The organism is Mesorhizobium sp. B2-8-5 (assembly GCF_006440675.2).
GTDB lineage: Bacteria > Pseudomonadota > Alphaproteobacteria > Rhizobiales > Rhizobiaceae > Mesorhizobium.
Genome location: NZ_CP083951.1, coordinates 2,023,022 through 2,042,961, shown reverse-complemented (window position 1 = coordinate 2,042,961; position 19,940 = coordinate 2,023,022). Strand labels below are relative to the sequence as shown.

Genomic DNA, 19,940 nt, shown 5'->3' with positions numbered 1-19,940 from the left:
CGTGTCGTGAAAACGATGCGGTCTTTTTTTCGAGCAATTCCAGGAAAAGTGTGAAGCGGTTTTCCGTCCGGAATTGCGTTTATAAGAACCCGGCGCGCCGACCGCGCCGTCATTCCGCCGCGAGCGGCAAATCGACGAAATGATGGTCGGGCATCGACATCAAATCGGCCGAGAAGCGGGTCAGGTTGCAGGCCAAAGCGTCGAAGCTGGCCGATTTCTGGAACGTCCGCTCGTCCATGTAAAGCCCGCGATTGACCTCGATCTGCAGCGCATGCAGATGCCTTGCCGGCCTGCCATAATGCTCGGTGATGAAGCCTCCGGCATAAGGCTTGTTGTGCGCGACCGTGTAGCCCATGTCGACAAGCAGGCTGATGGCCATCTCGGTGAGCGCCGGCGATGCTGAAATGCCGAACCGGTCGCCGATGATGAAGTCGGGCCGCACACCATTGTCGCCGACGCGGATGCTGGCCGGCATCGAATGGCAATCGATCAGCACGGCATAGCCGAACCTGGCATGCGTCCTGGTCAGGAGCCGCTTAAGCGTCTCGTGATAGGGCTTGTACACCGCTTCGACGCGTCCCACCGCCTCGGCCAGCGGCAGCCGGCCGGGATAGATATCGAGCCCCTCGCCGACCAGTTTCGGCACCGTGCCGAGCCCGCCGGCGACACGCGCCGAGCGGATGTTGCAGAAGGACGGCATTGGCTCCGCGAACATGCGCGGATCGAGTTCCCAGGGCTCGCGGTTGACGTCGAGATAGGCACGCGGAAAATTGGCGGCCAGCAACGGCGCGCCGAGCGCCACGGCGCCGCCGAAGAGCTCCTCGACATAGCAGTCCTCCGACCGGCGAATGGCGTTGCGGTCGAGCCGCGCCATGGCCAGGAAGCGCTCCGGATAGTGGCGGCCGCTATGCGGTGAGTTGAACAGGAAAGGCACGCGCTGTTCGGCGCCCGATCGGATTTCGAAGGGTGGAACGACCGAAAAATCCTCGGCTGCCGTCTTCAATTTGTATGAACCAGGAAACAGCACTGCATCATGGCATGAAATTGCCATCTTGCGCCCGGCATGTCCAGCATTTCAGGCGGTGAAACCGCGCCTCGAGCCGGATGTCGGATGCCCTTCATTCACTTGATGTTTACCGGCGCGACCGCATATACAGGATGGTTAACGGTCTTGCCCGGCGGCAGGCTTGGGGCGGGTGATTCGGACGGGATATGATGGCACGCATTCTGCTGGCGGAAGACGATGACGATATGCGCCGCTTCCTCGTCAAGGCGCTGGAGCGCGCCGGCTACCAGGTAAGCGATTTCGACAATGGCGCCAGCGCCTATGAGCGGCTGCGCGAGGAACCTTTTTCGCTGCTCCTGACCGACATCGTCATGCCGGAGATGGATGGCATCGAGCTCGCCCGCCGCGCCACCGAGATCGATCCGGACCTCAAGGTGATGTTCATCACCGGCTTTGCCGCGGTCGCGCTCAATCCCGATTCCAAGGCACCCAAGGACGCCAAGGTGCTGTCGAAGCCCTTCCATCTGCGCGATCTCGTCAACGAGGTCGAGAAGATGCTGCAGGCGGCCTGAGCCGTCTTCTGGTTCGCATTGAGGCCCCATCGGCGGGCGCTTCGCCGATGCGACAAACGGAAGCCGTCTTTCCACATTCCCGCTATTGACGCGCCGGATCAAAAGTGGTGTATGCGCGGCTTCGGATGGGCGTGTAGCTCAGCGGGAGAGCACTGCATTGACATTGCAGGGGTCACAAGTTCAATCCTTGTCACGCCCACCATCCTTCCAATAACTTCGCCGATCTCCGCCACTAGACCCCGAGCACACCGGCTAGGAGCATTGCAGCCACTGGTCGCGCCCGGTGGCGACGTGAGCAGGCGGCGTCTTAATATTTGTGAAAGTGCACGCAGCCGTGCTGCGATGGATTCCCCTCGCTGAACAGCCCGTAGGCCTCTGTCGGCGGGATTTTTGTTGCGCGGCCTAATTTCATTAGTTGTCACTAAAATCATTGATGCAGAAACCTGCCAATTGGCGCATAATATTCGCCTGCCCCGCGCAGCAATCCGGGGTAAGGGCCCGGCCTGTCTGCCCTAGTCCCCCGACTTCCCGCAGGCCGGGTTCGTATGTCTGGCCAGCTAATTCAGCCTGGGCGCCTTGTCGGCAACGAAGGGCGCCAGCGCGTCGGAGCAGCGCAAGAGCTGGACGCCTTCCCCATAGAGCGGCCCGACAGTTCCGCGTTGGGGTTTGCGTTGGGTTGAACCGCCGGGCCCAACCGACTCGGTAAGGGTGAGTCGGCCAAAGAGAAGGCTAAATTAGCATCCATGCATTGATATAGATTTCTATGCCTTTCCACTGGTTTCGTTGGCCGGATACGCGGCTTGCGCAATGTTGCTCAATCATATGACAGGGCTCGTCTGAACTAAGGCGGCAAGAGCAGCACGGCCATGAGAGCGTTTGCTGCCATCCCGATCATAATCGCGCTGCCGGTAGCGCCAAACTGCGATGGCGAGCATCACGGCGCCGATGGCGGCGATGTAGGTTGAGACGGGATCGATAGCGTTCAAGGTGCGTCCGCGGCGATGGTGAACGGGCGGGTGGTGGCCGTGGTGCCCTCCGAGGGAACGCGAATTGCGCTACTCAACCTTCACGTTGATCGTGATGCTGTAGGATGCGCCATCGTATGTGTGTACCGACAGGGCGATCTGGTCATGGCCTTTGAACCCTGACATGGACCGGTACAGCACCTTTATGCCGTCCACCTTACGGAAATTGCATTTCCATCGAATGTTGCTTTTGGTGAAGTGAGGAAACGTCTTCGCGTTGACGATGGAGATTTTCCCGTGACTCGGTCCGGAAACCGCCTTCAGATCGACCGGGCCCGCGTTCGAGCAGTCGGGGTTAACGCTAGCTCCGTCGTAGACTTTGATTTCCTTCCCCGAAAGCGCTGTCCTTTCGAGGGTTTTCGAGTTCCCCCATGCGGCGGCCTGGCCTCCGCCAAGTCCCAAAAAAATAAGCGCGATCCCAACAGCAGTAACGCGGTAGCCCATCTTTGTCGCCCCTTCGTTGAAGTAGATATCCCGAGTGTTCTAGAGGCGCCCCGGCAAAACACCATGTGTCGTGCTATCAAATGACCGTTATTGGCGAAGAATTCGATAACCGCTCGATTGAGTATCGTATTTTGCCGGCCCGCCGAAACGGCACCTTTTCCTTTGGCTGACACACAGGGAAGATCGCACTCTCTGGCACAGGAACGGCACAGATATTTCGAATGTTTTTGCTCTGTTCACGTTCATTTGGGGCCAATTTCGCAATGAAATCAGAGAACGAACTGCATTGACATTGCAGGGGTCACAAGTTCAATCCTTGTCACGCCTTCCGAATAACTTAGTCAAGCCATCTGGCGGAGAACACTCCGGCGGCACAACTACTCGAGATCCCCTTCGAACATCACGAGCACGCGGTTCGACGCCTTGAGCGCGAAGCGCATGGCTTCCTCATAATCCGGGTCCGCGTAACAGGCCTTGGCGATCTCCAGCGACGGAAATTCCACAAGGACCATGCGCTTGGCATCGCGCGCCTCGACGAGCAGCGGCGGCTGCTTTGTCGTGTTCGTCCGTGCCTGGTATTTTTCGCCGATCGGCATCCAGAGGCGGCTGTACTCGGCCTGCGCCTCCTGGTCCGAAATCTCGGTTCCGACGATGAGCCAGTATCCCTTCACGCTGAAGCGCTCTCCCTGATGATTGCCGGCCTACACCATGAACTCGCCGATTGAACGCGTCTCGTTCGGACCGATCGCCGATCTTGGCAGCCGCCGCGATCGCCGCATTGCCGCGCTCATCCTGAATTTGGGAAGCGAATACGATTTGCCGGCGGAACGCAAATCCCCTCACGGGGGATCGGCTCAGACGCCCGCCGTCGCCAGCAGTGCCTTCATCCTGGCGGTAGCAAGATCGGGGTCTGCCAGCAGGCCGGCCTGGTCGGAGAGCCGGAAGACGTCCGCGTAATGGCATATGCCGCGCGCCGACTGCATGCCTCCGACCATCGTGAAATGATCCTGATGCCCGTTCAGCCATGCCATGAAGACGATGCCGGCCTTGTAGTATTCGGTCGGCGCTTCGAAGATCTTGCGCGACAGCGGCACGGTCGGCGCCATCAACGCGTCGTAACCGGTCTTATCGCCTTCTGCCAGCTTCGCCAGTGCGGCATTTGCCACGGGTGCGATGGCGTCGAAGATGCCGAGCAGTGCGTGCGAATGCCTCTTGCCGTCCCCCGTGATCAGCTCCGGATAATTGAAATCGTCGCCCGTGAACATCACGACGCCCTCGGGCAGCCGGTCGCGCAGCAGCACTTCCTTCTCGGCATCGAGCAGCGATATCTTGATGCCCTCGACCTTGCCCGCATGCCGCTCGATGATGGCGACGACCGTGTCGAGCGCCGAGTCGAAATCGTTGCTGCCCCAGTAGCCCTTAAGCGCTGGATCGAACATGTCGCCCAGCCAATGCAGGATGACCTTGCCGGACGCCTGGGAGAGCATGCGGTCGTAGACGCGGGCATAATCGTCAGGCCCCTTGGCCACCGCCGCCAGAGCGCGGCTCGCCATCATGATCGCCTTGCCGCCCTCGCCTTCAATGAAGGCGAACTGGTCTTCATAGGCGCGGATGACGTCGTCGACCGTCTTGGCCGCAGCCGGCGCCAGATGATCTGTCCCCGCCCCCGATGCGAGGTCGGCGCCCGGCACCGTTTTAGCCTCCGCGATCGAGCGTCGGATCAGTTCCTTCGCGCTCGCCCAGTCGAAACCCATGCCGCGCTGGGACGTGTCCATGGCCTCGGCGATGCGGAAGCCGAGCCGCCACAGATGATGGCGAAACGCCATCGTCCTGTCCCAGTCGACCGCTGGCCGAGACCAGGGATTGGTCATGGCGATGGGATCGGCAACGACATGGGCGGCGGCATAGGCGATGCGTGAAAATCGCGCGCCCATGCTCGGTTCGATCGGTTTGCCGACGAGCCGGTAGCTGACCCGGCCGCGGTTTGCCGCAGGCAAGATGATGTCCATGGAACTCTCCCGTTGCGGCCGCTATAAATGGAACGTTCCAATAAATCAAGAACCTTTATGATTCAAGGCGCCCCAGCCGGTGAAGCATCGTGTCTCTAGAGGATAGTCCTTGCATTCATTGAGATTTTGAACCGCTCCAATCAATTTTTTGAATCTTATCGGAATCGCAATTGACTCTGATTTCGAACGATGATTAGAACGTTCCAATAAATTCGTTCAAAAAACACGGAGGACGGGACGAGGATGGCCAGCCGGGCCAAGGCAACGATCCTGGACATCGCCCGCGAGGCCGGCGTGTCCAAATCGACGGTGTCGCTCGTGCTGCAGGGCAGCGGGCTGATCCGGCCTGAAACCGCGACCAAGGTGCGCAAGGCGATCGAGGATGTCGGCTATGTCTACAACCGCGGCGCCGCCAATCTGCGCAAGGCCCATTCCAACGTCATCGGCATGGTGATCAACGATCTCACCAACCCGTTCTTCGCCGAGCTTGCCGTTGGCATGGAGCGCGTCTTCCAGGCGGCGGGCGTCGTCCCCTTCATTGCCAACACGGCGGAAAACCCGGTGCGCCAGGAAGAGGTGCTGAAATCGCTGATGGAGCAGGGTGTCGCCGGACTGATCGTCTCGCCGGCGCGCGGCACCACGCCGGGCGCCTTCCGCCGCATCGAGACGGCCGGAGTGCCGATCGTCTTTGCCATGCGCCGCCTGCCCGACAGCCGCATCCCAGTGATCGCGCCGGACAATCATCGCGGCGCGGTGCTTGCCACCGAGCATTTGATCCGCAAGGGCCATCGCCGCCTGGCGTTCTTCGGCGGCTCGTCCGATCTCGTCGTCTATCACGAGCGCCTGGGCGGCTTCCTCGAGGCTTGCGAAACGATCGGCATTCCGGCCTCCGACCGGCTGATCGTCGAGGGCGAGACCAGCCGCAAGGGAGGCATGGCCTGCCTGGAGACGGCGCTCGCCGCAGCCGAACCGCCAACTGCGGCACTCTGCTTCAACGACGCGGTCGCCTTCGGCGCCATGCTGGCGCTGCGTCGTCGCAATCTGGAAGCAGGAGCGGACTTTGCCGTCGTCGGCTTCGACGACGTCGCCGAGGCCGAGCACTACAGTCCGGCGCTGACCAGCGTTGCCGTCGACACAGCGGGTCTCGGCGAACGCGCCGCCCACGTCATGCTGAAGATGATTCAGTCGCGCACCACGCGCGCCGAGGACCATATCGGCGCCGTCAGCCTGGTCGTGCGGGAAAGCAGCGGCCCGGAACGCAACAGCCAGGTGGGAGACGCGGCATGAGCGTGCGATGGGGATTGATCGGCGCGAGCACGATCGCCAGACAGTTCGTGATCGATGCCATCCGCGCGCAGGCCGATGGCGAGGTCGCCGCCGTGATGAGCTCGAATCCCGAGCGCGCCAAGACCTATGCCGGCGAGAACGGCATTCCGACCGCCGTCTCGACCCTCGACGCGCTGCTCGACGCCGACATCGACGCCGTCTATATCTCGACCACCAACGAACTGCATCTCGAGCAGGGTCTTGCCGCAATCAAGGCCGGCAAGCATGTGCTGTGCGAAAAGCCGCTGGCGCTGACCAGCGCCGATGCCCGCAAGATGGTTGCGGCAGCCAAGGCCGCCGGCATCGTCTTCGGCACCAACCACCATTTGCGCAACGCCGGCGCCCATCGCGCCATGCGCGAGGCGATTGCCGCCGGTCGTATCGGCAAACCGGTCGCGGCGCGCGTCTTCCACTCCGTCTACCTGCCGGAGAACCTGCAGGGCTGGCGCATCGCTAAACCCGAGGCCGGCGGCGGCGTGGTGCTCGACATCACCGTGCATGATGCCGACACGCTGCGCTTCGTGCTCGGCGACGATCCTGTCGAGATTTCGGCCTTCACGCAGTCGGCAGGCATGGCCGGCGGCGGCCTGGAGGACGGTGCAATGTGCATCTGGCGCTTCAAGTCGGGCGTCATCGCGCAGTCGCATGAAGGCTTCACGACAAAATTCGCCGGCACCGGCTTCGAGGTGCATGGCTCGGAAGGCTCGCTGATCGCCACCAATGTGATGACGCAGAAGCCGGTCGGCTCGGTGCTGCTGCGCACGGCCAAGGGCGAAGAAGAATTGAGCTTCGACCGCGAGGACCTCTACGCCCGCTCGCTGCGCCAGTTCCATGCCGCGATCCGCGGCGAAGGCCAGCCTTCGGCCACTGGCGAGGACGGCATCTGGTCGCTGGCCTCCGCCGAAGCGGCTTTGCAGTCGGCGAAGACCGGCAAGACTGTTTCGATCGATCCGAAACTCGGGAGCGGAAATTGAGCAAGGTTGTTTCCGCGGCCCAGGCCGCCAGCCTGATCAAGGACGGCATGGTCGTCTCTGTGTCGTCGTCGAGCGGCCTTGGCTGCCCGGACGCCGTGCTTGCCGCGATCGGCGAGCGTTTCGACGCGGAGGGCCATCCGAAGGCGATCACCACGCTGCACCCGATCGCCGCCGGCGACATGTACGGCATCAAGGGCATCGACCATCTCGCCAAGCCGGGTCTGTTGAAACGCACGCTTTGCGGCTCCTATCCGTCCGGCCCCTCCTCCGCCGAGCCGCCGCGGATCTGGAAGATGATCGGCGACAATTCCGTCGCCGCCTACAACGTGCCATCCGGCATCCTCTTCGACATGCATCGCGAGGCCGCCGCCAAGCGCCCGGGCGTGCTGACCAAGGTCGGCCTCGACACGTTTGCCGATCCACGTCACCAGGGCTGCGCCATGAATGCGGCGGCCAGCGAGCCGATCGTCTCGGTTGAGCAATTCGACGGCGAGGAATGGCTCTATTTCCGCGCTATCGTTCCCAACATCTCGATCATTCGCGCCACCACGGCCGACGAACGCGGCAACCTGACCTACGAGCATGAGGGCGCCTATCTCGGCGGCCTGGAGCAGGCGCTGGCGGCCCGCAACAATGGCGGCATCGTCATCGCGCAGGTCAAGCGCGTGGTCGAGAACGGCACGCTGAAGCCGCATGACGTGCGCGTGCCAGGCGTTCTGGTCGACCATATCGTCATTGCGCCCGACCAGTTGCAGACGACGCAGACCCCTTACGATCCGGCGATCTCGGGCGAAATCTTCCGACCGCTGTCGAGCTTCCGCAACGCCGAGATGAACGTGCAGAAGGTGATCGCGCGCCGCGTCGCCATGGAATTGCGCGACGGCATGGCGGTCAACATCGGCTTCGGCATCTCAGCCAACGTGCCGCGCATCCTTCTCGAAGAAGGCCAGCACGGCAAGGTCACCTGGGTGATCGAGCAGGGCGCGGTCGGCGGCGTGCCGCTGCTCGACTTCAAGTTCGGCTGCGCCTCCAACGCCGAGGCGATTATGCCTTCGCCGCACCAGTTCATCTACTTCCAGGCCGGCGGCTTCGACGCCTCGCTGCTCTCCTTCCTGCAGATCGACCGCCACGGCTCGGTCAACGTCTCGAAGCTTTCGGCAAGGCCGCATGTCACCGCCGGCGCCGGCGGCTTCGTCGACATCACGGCGCGGGCGAAGAAGATCGTCTTTTCCGGCTTCTTCAACGCCAACGCCAAGCTCTCGCTGGCCAATGGTGCGATCCGCATCGACCAGGAAGGCAAGGTCAAGAAGGTTGTCGAGGAGGTCGAGCACATCTCCTTCTCCGGAAAACGCGCCGTCGCGCAAGGCCAGGACATCACCTATGTCACCGAACGCTGCGTGATGAAGCTGACCCCCGACGGCCTGATGGTGACGGAGTTGGCGCCCGGCATCGACCTCGAGCGCGACGTGCTGGCGCAGGCCGAGATCCCGCTTGGCGTCGCCAACGACCTCAAGGTGACGCCGGCTGCGCTCTATCAGGACCGGACGATCGGCCTGACGCTCAACGGCGGCGCCTCGCTCGGAGGCGCGCATGGCTGAGCATCTCGTCACCTTCGAACAGGACGGCGCCGTCGGCAACATCACGCTGCGGCGGCCGGATAAATTCAACGCGCTCGACATTCCGATGCTGCGTGCGCTCGAAGCAGCACTTGACGAAGCGGAACTGGCCGAGGGCGTTCGCGCCGTGCTCATCGGTGGCGAAGGCAAGGGCTTTTGCGCCGGCGGCGACGTCGAGGCCTGGGGGACGATGAGCGCGGCCGATTTCCAGGTGCAATGGGTCCGCTACGGCCACCGCGTCTTCGACCGGCTGGCGCGCCTGCGGCAGCCGACCATCGCGGTGCTGTCCGGCCATGCGCTGGGCGGCGGGCTGGAACTGGCGGCGGCCTGCGATTTCCGCGTCGCCGAAACCCAGGTGAAGCTGGGCTTCCCGGAAACCTCTATCGGCGTCGTGCCCGGCTGGTCCGGCACGCAGCGCGCCGTGCGCCGCTTTGGCGCGCAAGTGGTGCGGCGCATGGCGCTGGGTGGCGAGATTTTGCTGGCCCCTGACGCGCTTGCGATCGGCGTCGTAGACCGTGTCGTAGAAACCGGCAAGGCGTTCGACGAAGCGAAAGCTTGGGCAGAAAAAATCGCCGAGCGCGGGCCGCTGGCAACCGAGGCCGCCAAGCTGATGATCGGCATTGCCGAGGGCGAGGAAAACGCCGCCGCGACCGAGGCGCTGGCCAGTGGTTTCATAGCGCTCACCGCCGACCTGAAAACCGGCGTTAGCGCCTTCAAGGCCAAGCAGAAACCGGCCTTTTCGAGATCCTAGAGAAGAGACGATGAACGCACCCCTCAACATTGCCATGCCGGCCGAGGCGTCCCAGGCGCCCAAGACCTACAAGCTCCTGATCGACGGCAAGCATATCGAAGCGCGCGATGGCCGCGCGATCGAGCGCGCCAGCCCCGGCCATGGCTTTGTCGTGTCCCGCTATGCGCGAGCAGGCGCAGCGGACGTCGACGCTGCGGTTCAGGCGGCGCACAAGGCTTTCGAGACCGGCCCGTGGCCGCGCATGAAAGCATCGGAACGCGCGGCGGTCCTGCTGAAGACGGCCGACCTGATCGAGACTCGGCTGGAAGAGATCGCCCGCCTCGATGCGCTGGAATCCGGCAAGCCGATCGCCCAGGCGCGCGGCGAGATCGGCGGCGCGATCGACATCTGGCGCTATGCCGCCTCGCTCGCCCGCACGCTGCATGGCGAAAGCTACGCCAATCTCGGCGACGATATGCTGGGCGTCGTGCTGCGCGAGCCGATCGGCGTCGTCTCGATCATCACGCCGTGGAATTTCCCCTTCCTGATCGTCAGCCAGAAGCTGCCCTTCGCGCTCGCCGCCGGCTGCACGGCGGTGGTGAAGCCGAGCGAGATGACGTCGGCCTCGACCTTCGTGCTCGGCGACATCCTGCTCGAGGCAGGGCTTCCTGCAGGCGTCGTCAACATCCTTGCCGGCTTCGGCGCCGATGTCGGCGCGCCGATGGTCAGCCATCCGCTGGTCGAGATGGTGTCCTTCACCGGCTCGACCCGTGTCGGCAAGATGACCATGGCGGCCGCTTCCGATTCCTTGAAGAAGGTCTCGATGGAGCTCGGCGGCAAGAACGGCCAGATAGTCTTCCCCGACGCCGACCTCGAAGCCGCGGCGGATGCCGCAGTGTTCGGCGGCTTCTTCAACGCCGGCGAATGCTGCAATGCCGGCAGCCGCCTGATCGTGCATGAGGCGATTGCCGACGACTTCCTCAACGCGGTCAAGGCGCTGGCCGGGAAGGTCCGCGTCGGCGATCCGCTCGACGACCGCACCAAGGTCGGCGCGATGATCTCGGCCGATCATGTGGAAAAGGTAGCCGGCTATGTAACGGCGGCGAAAACCGACGGCGGCAACGTTTTCACCGGCGGCGCCCGGCTTGCATCCAATGCCGGCCAATATCTCGATCCGACCATCATCCGTAACGTTACAGAGGATATGGCGATCGCGCGCGAGGAAGTGTTCGGGCCGGTGCTGTCCGTGCTCACTTTTGAAACGATTGAAAAGGCATTGCACATTGCCAACAACACGCCCTATGGTTTGTCTGCAGGGGTGTGGAGCGCCGGCGTCGACACGTGCATGTCGGTGGCGCGCGGTGTGCGTTCGGGGACGGTTTGGGTGAATACGTTCATGGAAGGTTATCCCGAACTGCCCTTCGGCGGCTACAAGCAGTCCGGTCTGGGACGCGAACTCGGCAAGCGCGCAGTCGAGGACTATACCGAGGAAAAGACCATCCAGTTTCATCGCGGCCAGCGCACCGGGTGGTGGGTCGGCTGAGTTGGGAGACCCCGGCGGACACCCGCCGGTTATGTGTATGCAACAAGGGAGGTAGTACATGTTGCGCAAACTGCTTATCGGAACGGCTCTTGCGACGAGCTTTGCGTTCTCGGCGCATGCCGCGGACGTCAAGGAAGTGCAGATGCTGCATTGGTGGACGTCGGGCGGCGAAGCGGCTGCTCTGAACGTGCTGAAGCAGGATCTGGCCAAGGAAGGCTATGCCTGGAAGGACGTGCCGGTGGCCGGCGGCGGCGGCGACGCCGCCATGACCGCGCTGAAGGCGATGGTCGCGGCCGGCAACTATCCGACCGCATCGCAGATGCTCGGCTACACCGTGCTCGACTACGCCGCCGCCGGCGTCATGGGCGACCTGACCGAGACCGCCAAGAAGGAAGGCTGGGACAAGTCGGTTCCGGCCGCCCTGCAGAAGTTCTCCGTCTATGACGGCAAGTGGGTCGCGGCTCCGGTCAACGTCCACTCGGTCAACTGGCTGTGGATCAACAAGGCGGTGATGGACAAGATCGGCGGCACCGAGCCGAAGACCTTCGACGACTTCGTGGCCCTGCTCGACAAGGCCAAGGCGGCCGGCGTCACCCCGCTGGCACTCGGCGGCCAGAACTGGCAGGAAGCCACCATGTTCGACTCCGTCGTGCTGTCGACCGGCGGTCCGGAGTTTTACAAGAAGGCGATGAACGACCTCGATGAAGAGTCGCTCAAGTCCGACACGATGAAGAAGTCGTTCGACAACCTCGCCAAGCTGGTCACCTATGTCGACCCGAACTTCTCGGGCCGCGACTGGAACCTCGCCACCGCCATGGTCATCAAGGGCGACGCGCTGGTTCAGGTCATGGGCGACTGGGCCAAGGGCGAGTTCCACGCCGCCAACAAGACCCCGGGCACCGACTTCCTCTGCTATCGCTTCCCGGGCACCGACGGCTCGGTGATCTACAACTCCGACATGTTCGGCATGTTCAACGTTCCGGACGACCGCAAGGCCGCCCAGGTCGCTCTGGCCACTGCCACCCTGTCGAAGAGCTTCCAGTCGGCCTTCAACGTGGTGAAGGGTTCTGTCCCGGCCCGCACCGACGTGCCGGACACCGACTTCGACGCTTGCGGCAAGAAGGGCATCGCCGACCTGAAGAAGGCCAATGAAGGCGGCACGTTGTTCGGCTCACTGGCGCAGGGCTACGGCGCCCCGCCGGCCGTCGCCAACGCCTACAAGGATGTCGTGTCGAAGTTCGTCCATGGTCAGATCAAGACCTCCGACGAAGCCGTGACCGAGCTGGTCAAAGCGATCGACGACGCAAAGTAAGCGTGCCTTGAACTGAGCCTCCCCTGCCCTGGCGGGGGAGGTCTCCTACCGAAGCAAGGTCCGGGATTGCTCGGGCTGGCGCGGTTCGCGCCGGTCGGTCCCGTGACAAACCGGTACTGGACAAGCCGATGAGCACAGTTGCCGAAACCCAGATCAAGCTGACACCGGAGCACGACGCCCGGCCTGGCGCGTCGGTCCGTTCGCGGCTGCAGGACCTGCTGCCGAAGATCGTGTTGGCGCCAAGCTTCGCGGCGACGATCGTCTTCGTCTACGGCTTCATCCTGTGGACGATCTATCTGTCCTTCACCAATTCCAAGACCTTCCCGTCCTATGCCATCACCGGTCCCCGCGCCTATCAGCGGCTATGGCGCTGGACCTTCGAGAGCGACCCGCCGTCGAGCTGGTACACCTCGATCACCAATATGGGCATCTTCGGCTTCCTTTATATCGGAATCTGCCTGACGCTCGGCCTGTTCCTGGCCATTCTGCTCGACCAGAAGATCCGCGGCGAAGGTGTCTTGAGGCCGATCTACCTCTACCCGATGGCGCTCTCCTTCATCGTCACCGGCGTCGCCTGGAAGTGGTTCCTCGACCCCGGCCTCGGGCTGGAACAGACGCTGCATCAATGGGGCTGGACGGGCTTCCACTTCGACTGGATCAAGAACAAGGATTTCGTCATCTACACGGTGGTGATCGCCGGCGTCTGGCAGGCTTCCGGCTTCGTCATGGCGATGTTCCTGGCCGGGCTTCGCGGCATCGACGGCGAGATCATGAAGGCGGCGCAGATCGACGGCGCATCCACCTTCCAGCTCTACCGCCGCATCGTCATCCCGCTGCTGCGGCCCGTCTTCCTGTCGGCCTTCATCGTGCTCGCGCACCTCGCAATCAAGTCCTATGACTTGGTGGTGGCGCTGACCAGCGGCGGCCCCGGCGGCTCGGCCTGGCTGCCCTCCAACTTCATGTATGAGTTCACCTTCAAGCGCAACGAAATGGCGGTCGGCTCGGCAAGCGCGGTGATCATGCTGATGACCATCACGGCCATCATCGTTCCGTATCTCTACTCCGAGCTCAGGGAGAAGTCGCGATGAGCGCCGTCACTTCACCCGCCCGCCAGGCCGCAAGCAGCGTCCGCGCCAGGACGCTCAACCGCATCGTCATCTACGGGCTGCTCGCGCTGTTCGCGATCTTCTACTTGATGCCGCTCTTCGTCATGCTCGTCACCTCGTTCAAGACCATGGACGAGATCCAGAACGGCAACATGCTGTCGCTGCCGCATGCGCCGACCTTCGCACCATGGATAAAGGCATGGAGCGAAGTTTGCTCGGGCCTGACTTGCGTCGGCATGAAGGGCTACTTCTGGAACTCCATCAAGATGGTCGTGCCGGCGGTGCTGATCTCGACGCTGCTTGGCGCACTCAACGGTTATGTGCTGACCAAATGGCGCTTCCGCGGCCACACGCTGGTCTTCGCCATGATGCTGTTCGCCTGCTTCATTCCATTCCAGTCGGTGCTGTTGCCGATGGCAACGATTCTGGGCAGCCTTGGCCGCTTCGGTGTCACCCTGCAGAACGCCACCGGCTTTAATTTCGGCCTCGGCAATTCGACCGTCAATCTCGTCTTCGTCCACGTGGTCTACGGCCTCGGCTTCACCACGCTTTTCTTCCGCAATTATTACGAGGCCTTCCCGACCGAACTGGTCAAGGCGGCACAGGTCGACGGCGCCTCCTTCTTCCAGATCTTCCGGCGCATCATGCTGCCCAATTCGCTGCCGATCATCGTTGTGACGGTGATCTACCAGTTCACCAACATTTGGAACGACTTCTTGTTCGCCTCCGCCTATGCCGGCTCCGGCGACGTGATGCCGATGACGGTGGCGCTGAACAATGTCGTCAATACTTCGACCGGCGTCGTCGAATACAACGTCAACATGGCGGCGGCGATGATTGCGGCGCTCCCCACACTGATCGTCTATGTCGTCGCCGGCCGCTATTTCGTGCGCGGGCTGATGGCGGGCGCGGTCAAGGGCTGACCCTATTTTCTGAAGGAACGATCATGGCTTTTCTTGAAATTGATGGGCTGAAGAAGCGCTTCGGGAATGTCGAGATCCTGAAGGGCATCGATGTCGAGCTCGAAAAGGGCGGCTTCCTCGTGCTGGTCGGCCCGTCCGGCTGCGGCAAGTCCACGCTGCTCAACACCATCGCCGGCCTGGAGCAGATCACCGAGGGTGAGATCCGCGTCGACGGCCGCGCCATCAACGACCTGCATCCCTCGAAGCGCGACATCGCCATGGTGTTCCAGAGCTACGCGCTCTATCCGAACATGACGGTGGCCGGCAACATCGCTTTCGGCATGGAGATGCGCGGCGTGCCGGTGACGGAGCGCCAGGCTGCGATCGACAAGGTGGCCAAGGTTCTGCAGATCGGCCACCTGCTCAACCGCAAGCCCAGCCAGCTTTCCGGTGGCCAGCGCCAGCGCGTCGCCATGGGCCGGGCGCTGGTGCGCGACCCGAAACTCTTCCTGTTCGACGAGCCGCTCTCCAACCTGGACGCCAAGCTGCGCGTCGACATGCGCATCGAGATCAAGCGCCTGCACGCCACGACCGGCACGACCATCGTCTACGTCACGCACGACCAGATCGAGGCGATGACGCTGGCGACCAAGATCGCCGTCATGCGCGACGGCGAGGTGCAGCAATTCGGCACGCCGGCCGAAATCTACAACAACCCGACCAACATCTTCGTCGCCGACTTCATGGGCTCGCCGGCGATGAACCTGATCCCGGCCAAGATCGACGGCAATGGCAGCGGGCTGTCGGTGGTGCTGGACCGCGACGCGCGCCAGCCGATCGTGCTGCCCATGCCCGCCGCGCCTGCGGGCCTGTCGGCGTTCAAGGACAAGCAGGTGATCTTCGGCGTGCGCCCCGAGGCGCTGACCGACCCGGAAGGCGCCGAGCGCAACGGTTCGAACATCGCCACCGCCGACTGCCACATCGAAGTGGTGGAGCCGGCGGGATCGGATACTTTCGCCGTCACCAATCTGGGCGGCAAGGGCGTCGTGGCGCGGCTGCGGGCCGATGCCAGGATCCAGCCCGGCACCAGCACGCCTTTAGCCTTCAACCTCAGCAAGGCGGTGTTCTTCGACCCCGCGACCGAGAAGCGCATCCTCTGATGCCTGTCGCCCAAAAGTGGGTCCGGTTTTGGGGCAACGACATGCAGCAAAACAAAGATCTATGAAAAATCCGGATATCGTCATCATCGGCTCCGGCATCGGCGGCGCCACGATCGCCTCCGGCTTGGCCGGCAGCGGCGCCTCGATCCTGATCCTGGAGCGTGGCGAACCGCTGCCCGCGACACCACATGCGCGCTCGACGCGTTCCATCTTCGTCGACGAGCACTACCGGCCGAAGGAGATGTGGCGCGAGGCCGGCGGTGCTGCCTTCAACCCCGGCAACTACTACTATGTCGGCGGCAATTCGAAGTTCTTCGGCGCGGTCCTGATCCGCTACCGCAAGGAGGATTTTGCCGAGCTCGAGCATTTCGGCGGCGTCTCGCCGGCCTGGCCGTTTTCCTATGACGAGTTCGAGCCCTGGTATTCGAAAGCCGAGCAGCTTTTTCGCGTGCGCGGCACGCTCGGCGAGGATCCGACCGAGCCGTTCCATTCGATCCCCTACGCCTTCCAGCCGGTGCCGGACGAGCCGCCGATCGCGCGCGCCCGCGCCGAGTTGAAGAGCCTCGGACTGCATCCGGCATCGCTGCCGCTCGGCGTCGACATCGAGACCTGGCTGAAAGACGGCAAGACGGGCTGGGACGCATTTCCCAACACCGGCCAGGGCAAGATCGACGCGCAGACCGGTCCGCTGACCGAAGCGCTGAAGGATCCGAACATCCGGCTCGAAACCGGCGCCTATGTCGACTGGCTCGAAACCGCGCCGGACGGCAAGTCGATCGCCGCCATCCACTATACCCAGAACGGTGCGCAAAAGACGCTGTCGCCGAAGCTGGCGATCCTCTCCGCCGGCGCGATCAACTCGGCCGCCATCCTGCTGCGCTCGCCTTCGGCCAACGGTAAAGGCCTCGCCAACAGCTCCGATCAGGTCGGGCGCAATTTCATGAACCACAATTCGAGCGCGATGCTGGCGATCGATCCGCGCCGCCGCAACGATAGCGTCTACCAGAAGACGCTGATGCTCAACGACTACTATCTGTCCGACGGCAAGGGCGGCAAGCCGCTCGGCAATGTGCAACTGCTCGGCAAGATCGACGGCAACATGCTCAAGGCCAATGTGAAGACGATGCCGAAATTCGCGCTCGACTACATGGCCGGCCACGCCGTCGACTGGTACCTGATGTGCGAGGACCTTCCCGATCCGGAAAGCCGCATCATGGTCGACGGCAAGGAGATCGTCATGCAGTGGCGGCGCTCCAACATGCAGTCGCTGGAAGGCCTGTCCAAGGTGATGCGCGAGAACCTTCGCGCCTGCGGCTATCCGATCGTGCTGTCGCGCCCCTTCGACAAGCGCACGCCCTCGCATCAGTGCGGCACGGTGAAGATGGGCAACGAGCCAGCCACCTCGCCGCTCGATCCGCTCTGCCGCGCCTGGGACCACCAGAACCTCTACGTCGTCGACGGCGGCTTCCTGCCGACATCGGCCGCCGTCAATCCGGCGCTGTCGATCGGGGCGCAGGCGCTGCGCGTCGCCGACCACATCCGCAGGACGGAGCTTTCCTCATGATAGGCCGGCGCCGCCCCTCATCCGCCTGCCGGCACCTTCTCCCCGTAAACGGGAAGAAGAGGGCTAGCCGCAACGCTGGCACTCATTCTGCAGCGCTGGCGATTGGAGAAAGCGCCGGCGACAGCATCCTTCTCGCCGTCACTATACGGGGAGAAGTGCCCGGTCCACCCTCCGCAGCTGCAGCGCAGCTGCTGCGGAGGACGGGCAGGGCGATGAGGGGCAGCGCTGACATTCGCAAGGCTAGTCTCCAATGACCCGCCCGGCGGCCATTATCACCGGCGGCGCGCGCGGAATTGGGCTCGCTTGTGCCGAGGCATTGGCCGACGCCGGCTTCGACATTCTGATCGCCGACCTTGCCGAGAAGCCCGATGTCAATCTGGCCTCCAACATCACCAAGCGCGGCGCGAAGTTTGCCTACCATCGCTGCGACATCGCTGATCTCGCAGGCCATGCTGCACTCGTTGATGCTGCGACCAAAGCCTTCGGCCACATCGGCTGCCTGGTCAACAATGCCGGCGTCGGAGCCGTCATGCGCGGCGACTTGCTGGACCTGAAGCCGGAGAATTTCGACCGCGCATTAGGCATCAACCTGCGCGGCACGGTGTTCCTCAGCCAAGCCGTCGCCAAGGCCATGCTGGCGACGCCTGCCGTTTCAGCCAGGTCGATCATCACCATCACTTCGGTGAGCGCCGCCATGGCCTCGCCGGAGCGCGCCGACTACTGCGTCTCGAAAGCCGGCCTATCCATGTGGGTGAAGAACCTGGCGCTGCGACTCGCGGCTGAAAAAATCGGCGTGTTCGAGGTACGGCCGGGCATCATCCGAACCGATATGACGGCGGGCGTTTCCGCCAAATATGACGCGCTGATCGAAAGCGGCCTGGTGCCGGCAAAACGCTGGGGCGAAGGCGCCGATATCGGGGCCGTCGTGGCCGCGCTTGCCTCCGGAAAGTTCGGCTTTTCGACCGGATCGGTCATCGATGTCGACGGCGCGCTCTCCGTGCCACGCTTGTGAGGAACAATGGCTGATTACATCATTGTTGGCGCCGGTCCGGCCGGCTGCGTTCTCGCCAACCGGCTGAGCGAGGATCCGTCGAATTCCGTCCTGCTGCTCGAGGCCGGCGGCAAGGATTGGCATCCCTATATCCACATGCCGGCGGGCTTCGCCAAGATGACCAAGGGCATCGCCTCCTGGGGCTGGTCGACCGTACCGCAGAAGCACATGAAGGACCGCGTCTTCTGGTACACGCAAGCCAAGGTCGTCGGCGGCGGCTCGTCGATCAACGCGCAGATCTACACGCGCGGCAATGCCCGCGACTACGACGCCTGGGAGAAGGAGGACGGCCTCGCCGGCTGGGGCTATCGCGACGTGCTGCCCTATTTCAAGCGCGCCGAAAACAACCAACGTTTTGCCAACGATTTTCACGGCGACCAAGGACCGCTCGGCGTCTCCAACCCGATCTCGCCGCTGCCGATCTGCGAGGCCTATTTCCGCGCGGGCCAGGAAATGGGCATACCCTTCAACCCGGATTTCAACGGCGCCAGCCAGGAGGGCGTCGGCTACTATCAGCTGACCCAAAAGAATGCGCGGCGCTCATCCGCCTCCGTCGCCTATCTGAAGCCGATCGGCGCCCGCAAGAACCTGACGGTCAGGACCGATGTGCTGGTCACCCGCGTCGTCGTCGAGAAGGGCCGCGCCATCGGTGTCGAGGTGGTCGACAGACCTGGCGGCGAAAAGACGATCCTGCGCGCCGAACGCGAGGTGATCGTTTCCTCCGGCGCCATCGGTTCGCCCAAGCTCCTCATGCAGTCGGGCATCGGCCCGGCCGACCATTTGAAATCGGTCGGCGTCACGCCCGTTCACGACCTGCCCGGCGTCGGCTCCAACATGCAGGACCATCTCGACCTGTTCGTGATCGCCGAATGCACCGGCGACCACACCTACGACAATTACGCCAAGCTGCACCGCACCCTATGGGCCGGTCTGCAGTACCTGCTGCTCAAGAAGGGGCCGGTCGCCTCGAGCCTGTTCGAGACCGGCGGCTTCTGGTACGCCGACCCGACGGCCGCCTCCCCCGACATCCAGTTCCATTTGGGCCTCGGCTCCGGCATCGAGGCCGGCGTGGAAAAACTGAAGAACCCTGGCGTGACGCTGAACTCGGCCTTCCTGCGTCCGCGCTCGCGCGGCACGGTGCGGCTGAAGAGCGCCGACCCGGCCGATCATCCGCTCATCGATCCGAACTACTGGTCCGATCCCTATGATCGCGACATGTCGATCAAGGGCCTTAGATTGGCGCGCGAGATCATGCGGCAGAAGGCGCTTGCCCCCTACGTACTTCGCGAGGTGCTGCCCGGGCCAAACCTAGAGAGCGATGCCGACCTCACCGACTATGCCTATCGCACCTCCAAGACCGATCATCACCCCGTCGGCACCTGCCGCATGGGCCATGATGCGATGGCCGTGGTGACGCCGGACTTGAGGCTGCGCGGCATCGAAGGTCTCCGGATCTGCGATGCATCGGTGATGCCGCGCGTCCCGTCCTCCAACACCAATGCGCCGACGATCATGGTCGGTGAAAAAGGTGCCGACCTCATTCTCGGCCGCGAGCCGCTGCCGCCGGCCGTGTTCAAGGGCAACCAGGCGGCGTGAGGCA

At 63.3% G+C, this 19,940-nt stretch carries 18 protein-coding genes and 1 tRNA gene; 14 read left to right on the top strand and 5 right to left on the bottom strand.

Features of this window, described 5'->3' with window-relative positions; translation table 11 throughout:
* Nucleotides 1–109: 109 nt before the first annotated feature.
* Complete coding sequence (locus FJ430_RS09865; protein ID WP_140706902.1) at nucleotides 110–1,051, bottom strand: N-formylglutamate amidohydrolase; 942 nt, start codon at nucleotides 1,049–1,051, stop codon at nucleotides 110–112.
* A 164-nt stretch (nucleotides 1,052–1,215) separates the two neighbouring features.
* Between FJ430_RS09865 and cpdR the strand changes: the two genes are divergently transcribed.
* Both cpdR and FJ430_RS09855 read left to right on the top strand, forming a co-directional pair.
* On the top strand, nucleotides 1,216–1,578 hold the full coding sequence (cpdR, locus tag FJ430_RS09860) for a cell cycle two-component system response regulator CpdR (RefSeq protein WP_006199474.1): 363 nt from the start codon (nucleotides 1,216–1,218) through the stop codon (nucleotides 1,576–1,578).
* Nucleotides 1,579–1,705: 127 nt separating this feature from the next.
* A tRNA-Val gene (locus tag FJ430_RS09855) sits at nucleotides 1,706–1,780 on the top strand.
* A 616-nt stretch (nucleotides 1,781–2,396) separates the two neighbouring features.
* On the opposite strand, the gene FJ430_RS09850 is transcribed toward FJ430_RS09855, so the two are convergent.
* The 4 genes from FJ430_RS09850 to FJ430_RS09835 form a co-directional block, all read right to left on the bottom strand.
* On the bottom strand, nucleotides 2,397–2,564 hold the full coding sequence (locus tag FJ430_RS09850; RefSeq protein ID WP_181175468.1) for a hypothetical protein: 168 nt from the start codon (nucleotides 2,562–2,564) through the stop codon (nucleotides 2,397–2,399).
* Nucleotides 2,565–2,633: 69 nt separating this feature from the next.
* Nucleotides 2,634–3,047 carry a hypothetical protein gene (locus FJ430_RS09845; RefSeq protein WP_140706900.1) on the bottom strand — a complete coding sequence of 138 codons (414 nt, stop codon included), beginning with the start codon at nucleotides 3,045–3,047 and terminating at the stop codon, nucleotides 2,634–2,636.
* Between the two features lie 377 nt (nucleotides 3,048–3,424).
* The gene (locus FJ430_RS09840; RefSeq protein WP_140706897.1) at nucleotides 3,425–3,718 is read right to left on the bottom strand and encodes a DUF1330 domain-containing protein; all 294 of its coding nucleotides are present in this window, start codon (nucleotides 3,716–3,718) and stop codon (nucleotides 3,425–3,427) included.
* A 183-nt stretch (nucleotides 3,719–3,901) separates the two neighbouring features.
* Complete coding sequence (locus FJ430_RS09835) at nucleotides 3,902–5,056, bottom strand: dihydrodipicolinate synthase family protein (protein WP_140706895.1); 1,155 nt, start codon at nucleotides 5,054–5,056, stop codon at nucleotides 3,902–3,904.
* A 243-nt stretch (nucleotides 5,057–5,299) separates the two neighbouring features.
* On the opposite strand from FJ430_RS09835, the gene FJ430_RS09830 reads away from it, so the two are divergent.
* The 12 genes from FJ430_RS09830 (at nucleotide 5,300) to FJ430_RS09775 (ending at nucleotide 19,936) form a co-directional block, all read left to right on the top strand.
* Nucleotides 5,300–6,343, top strand: a complete 1,044-nt coding sequence (locus FJ430_RS09830; protein ID WP_140642298.1) for a LacI family DNA-binding transcriptional regulator — start codon at nucleotides 5,300–5,302, stop codon at nucleotides 6,341–6,343.
* Nucleotides 6,340–7,356, top strand: coding sequence for a Gfo/Idh/MocA family protein (locus tag FJ430_RS09825; RefSeq protein WP_140706893.1), 1,017 nt, complete (start codon nucleotides 6,340–6,342; stop codon nucleotides 7,354–7,356). The genes FJ430_RS09830 and FJ430_RS09825 overlap by 4 nt, the downstream gene beginning before the upstream one ends.
* Nucleotides 7,353–8,954, top strand: coding sequence for an acyl CoA:acetate/3-ketoacid CoA transferase (locus tag FJ430_RS09820; protein WP_140706891.1), 1,602 nt, complete (start codon nucleotides 7,353–7,355; stop codon nucleotides 8,952–8,954). Before FJ430_RS09825 ends, FJ430_RS09820 begins: the two co-directional genes overlap by 4 nt.
* Nucleotides 8,947–9,723 carry an enoyl-CoA hydratase/isomerase family protein gene (locus FJ430_RS09815; RefSeq protein ID WP_140706889.1) on the top strand — a complete coding sequence of 259 codons (777 nt, stop codon included), beginning with the start codon at nucleotides 8,947–8,949 and terminating at the stop codon, nucleotides 9,721–9,723. Before FJ430_RS09820 ends, FJ430_RS09815 begins: the two co-directional genes overlap by 8 nt.
* Before the next feature lie 10 nt (nucleotides 9,724–9,733).
* Nucleotides 9,734–11,245 (top strand): aldehyde dehydrogenase family protein, encoded by a 1,512-nt coding sequence (locus FJ430_RS09810; RefSeq protein ID WP_140706887.1) that lies wholly within the window; start codon nucleotides 9,734–9,736, stop codon nucleotides 11,243–11,245.
* A gap of 58 nt (nucleotides 11,246–11,303) precedes the next feature.
* Entirely contained in the window at nucleotides 11,304–12,557 is a 1,254-nt protein-coding gene (locus tag FJ430_RS09805) for an ABC transporter substrate-binding protein (protein WP_140642310.1), read from the top strand.
* Nucleotides 12,558–12,685: 128 nt separating this feature from the next.
* Nucleotides 12,686–13,645 (top strand): carbohydrate ABC transporter permease, encoded by a 960-nt coding sequence (locus FJ430_RS09800; RefSeq protein WP_140706885.1) that lies wholly within the window; start codon nucleotides 12,686–12,688, stop codon nucleotides 13,643–13,645.
* Nucleotides 13,642–14,586, top strand: coding sequence for a carbohydrate ABC transporter permease (locus FJ430_RS09795; protein WP_140706883.1), 945 nt, complete (start codon nucleotides 13,642–13,644; stop codon nucleotides 14,584–14,586). The genes FJ430_RS09800 and FJ430_RS09795 overlap by 4 nt, the downstream gene beginning before the upstream one ends.
* A gap of 23 nt (nucleotides 14,587–14,609) precedes the next feature.
* Nucleotides 14,610–15,725 carry an ABC transporter ATP-binding protein gene (locus FJ430_RS09790; protein ID WP_140706881.1) on the top strand — a complete coding sequence of 372 codons (1,116 nt, stop codon included), beginning with the start codon at nucleotides 14,610–14,612 and terminating at the stop codon, nucleotides 15,723–15,725.
* A 61-nt stretch (nucleotides 15,726–15,786) separates the two neighbouring features.
* Entirely contained in the window at nucleotides 15,787–17,289 is a 1,503-nt protein-coding gene (locus FJ430_RS09785) for a GMC oxidoreductase (RefSeq protein ID WP_140706879.1), read from the top strand.
* Between the two features lie 250 nt (nucleotides 17,290–17,539).
* Nucleotides 17,540–18,301 carry a 3-ketoacyl-ACP reductase gene (locus FJ430_RS09780; protein WP_140706878.1) on the top strand — a complete coding sequence of 254 codons (762 nt, stop codon included), beginning with the start codon at nucleotides 17,540–17,542 and terminating at the stop codon, nucleotides 18,299–18,301.
* A gap of 6 nt (nucleotides 18,302–18,307) precedes the next feature.
* On the top strand, nucleotides 18,308–19,936 hold the full coding sequence (locus FJ430_RS09775) for a GMC family oxidoreductase (RefSeq protein ID WP_140706876.1): 1,629 nt from the start codon (nucleotides 18,308–18,310) through the stop codon (nucleotides 19,934–19,936).
* Nucleotides 19,937–19,940 lie beyond the last annotated feature (4 nt).

What these genes read in the sequence shown, in the direction of transcription:
- FJ430_RS09865 (WP_140706902.1), bottom strand. Translation starts at nt 1,051, where the DNA reads ATGGCAATTTCATGCCATGATGCAGTGCTGTTTCCTGGTTCATACAAA.
- cpdR (WP_006199474.1), top strand. Translation starts at nt 1,216, where the DNA reads ATGGCACGCATTCTGCTGGCGGAAGACGATGACGATATGCGCCGCTTC.
- FJ430_RS09845 (WP_140706900.1), bottom strand. Translation starts at nt 3,047, where the DNA reads ATGGGCTACCGCGTTACTGCTGTTGGGATCGCGCTTATTTTTTTGGGA.
- FJ430_RS09835 (WP_140706895.1), bottom strand. Translation starts at nt 5,056, where the DNA reads ATGGACATCATCTTGCCTGCGGCAAACCGCGGCCGGGTCAGCTACCGG.
- FJ430_RS09830 (WP_140642298.1), top strand. Translation starts at nt 5,300, where the DNA reads ATGGCCAGCCGGGCCAAGGCAACGATCCTGGACATCGCCCGCGAGGCC.
- FJ430_RS09825 (WP_140706893.1), top strand. Translation starts at nt 6,340, where the DNA reads ATGAGCGTGCGATGGGGATTGATCGGCGCGAGCACGATCGCCAGACAG.
- FJ430_RS09815 (WP_140706889.1), top strand. Translation starts at nt 8,947, where the DNA reads ATGGCTGAGCATCTCGTCACCTTCGAACAGGACGGCGCCGTCGGCAAC.
- FJ430_RS09810 (WP_140706887.1), top strand. Translation starts at nt 9,734, where the DNA reads ATGAACGCACCCCTCAACATTGCCATGCCGGCCGAGGCGTCCCAGGCG.
- FJ430_RS09805 (WP_140642310.1), top strand. Translation starts at nt 11,304, where the DNA reads ATGTTGCGCAAACTGCTTATCGGAACGGCTCTTGCGACGAGCTTTGCG.
- FJ430_RS09800 (WP_140706885.1), top strand. Translation starts at nt 12,686, where the DNA reads ATGAGCACAGTTGCCGAAACCCAGATCAAGCTGACACCGGAGCACGAC.
- FJ430_RS09795 (WP_140706883.1), top strand. Translation starts at nt 13,642, where the DNA reads ATGAGCGCCGTCACTTCACCCGCCCGCCAGGCCGCAAGCAGCGTCCGC.
- FJ430_RS09790 (WP_140706881.1), top strand. Translation starts at nt 14,610, where the DNA reads ATGGCTTTTCTTGAAATTGATGGGCTGAAGAAGCGCTTCGGGAATGTC.
- FJ430_RS09785 (WP_140706879.1), top strand. Translation starts at nt 15,787, where the DNA reads ATGAAAAATCCGGATATCGTCATCATCGGCTCCGGCATCGGCGGCGCC.
- FJ430_RS09780 (WP_140706878.1), top strand. Translation starts at nt 17,540, where the DNA reads ATGACCCGCCCGGCGGCCATTATCACCGGCGGCGCGCGCGGAATTGGG.
- FJ430_RS09775 (WP_140706876.1), top strand. Translation starts at nt 18,308, where the DNA reads ATGGCTGATTACATCATTGTTGGCGCCGGTCCGGCCGGCTGCGTTCTC.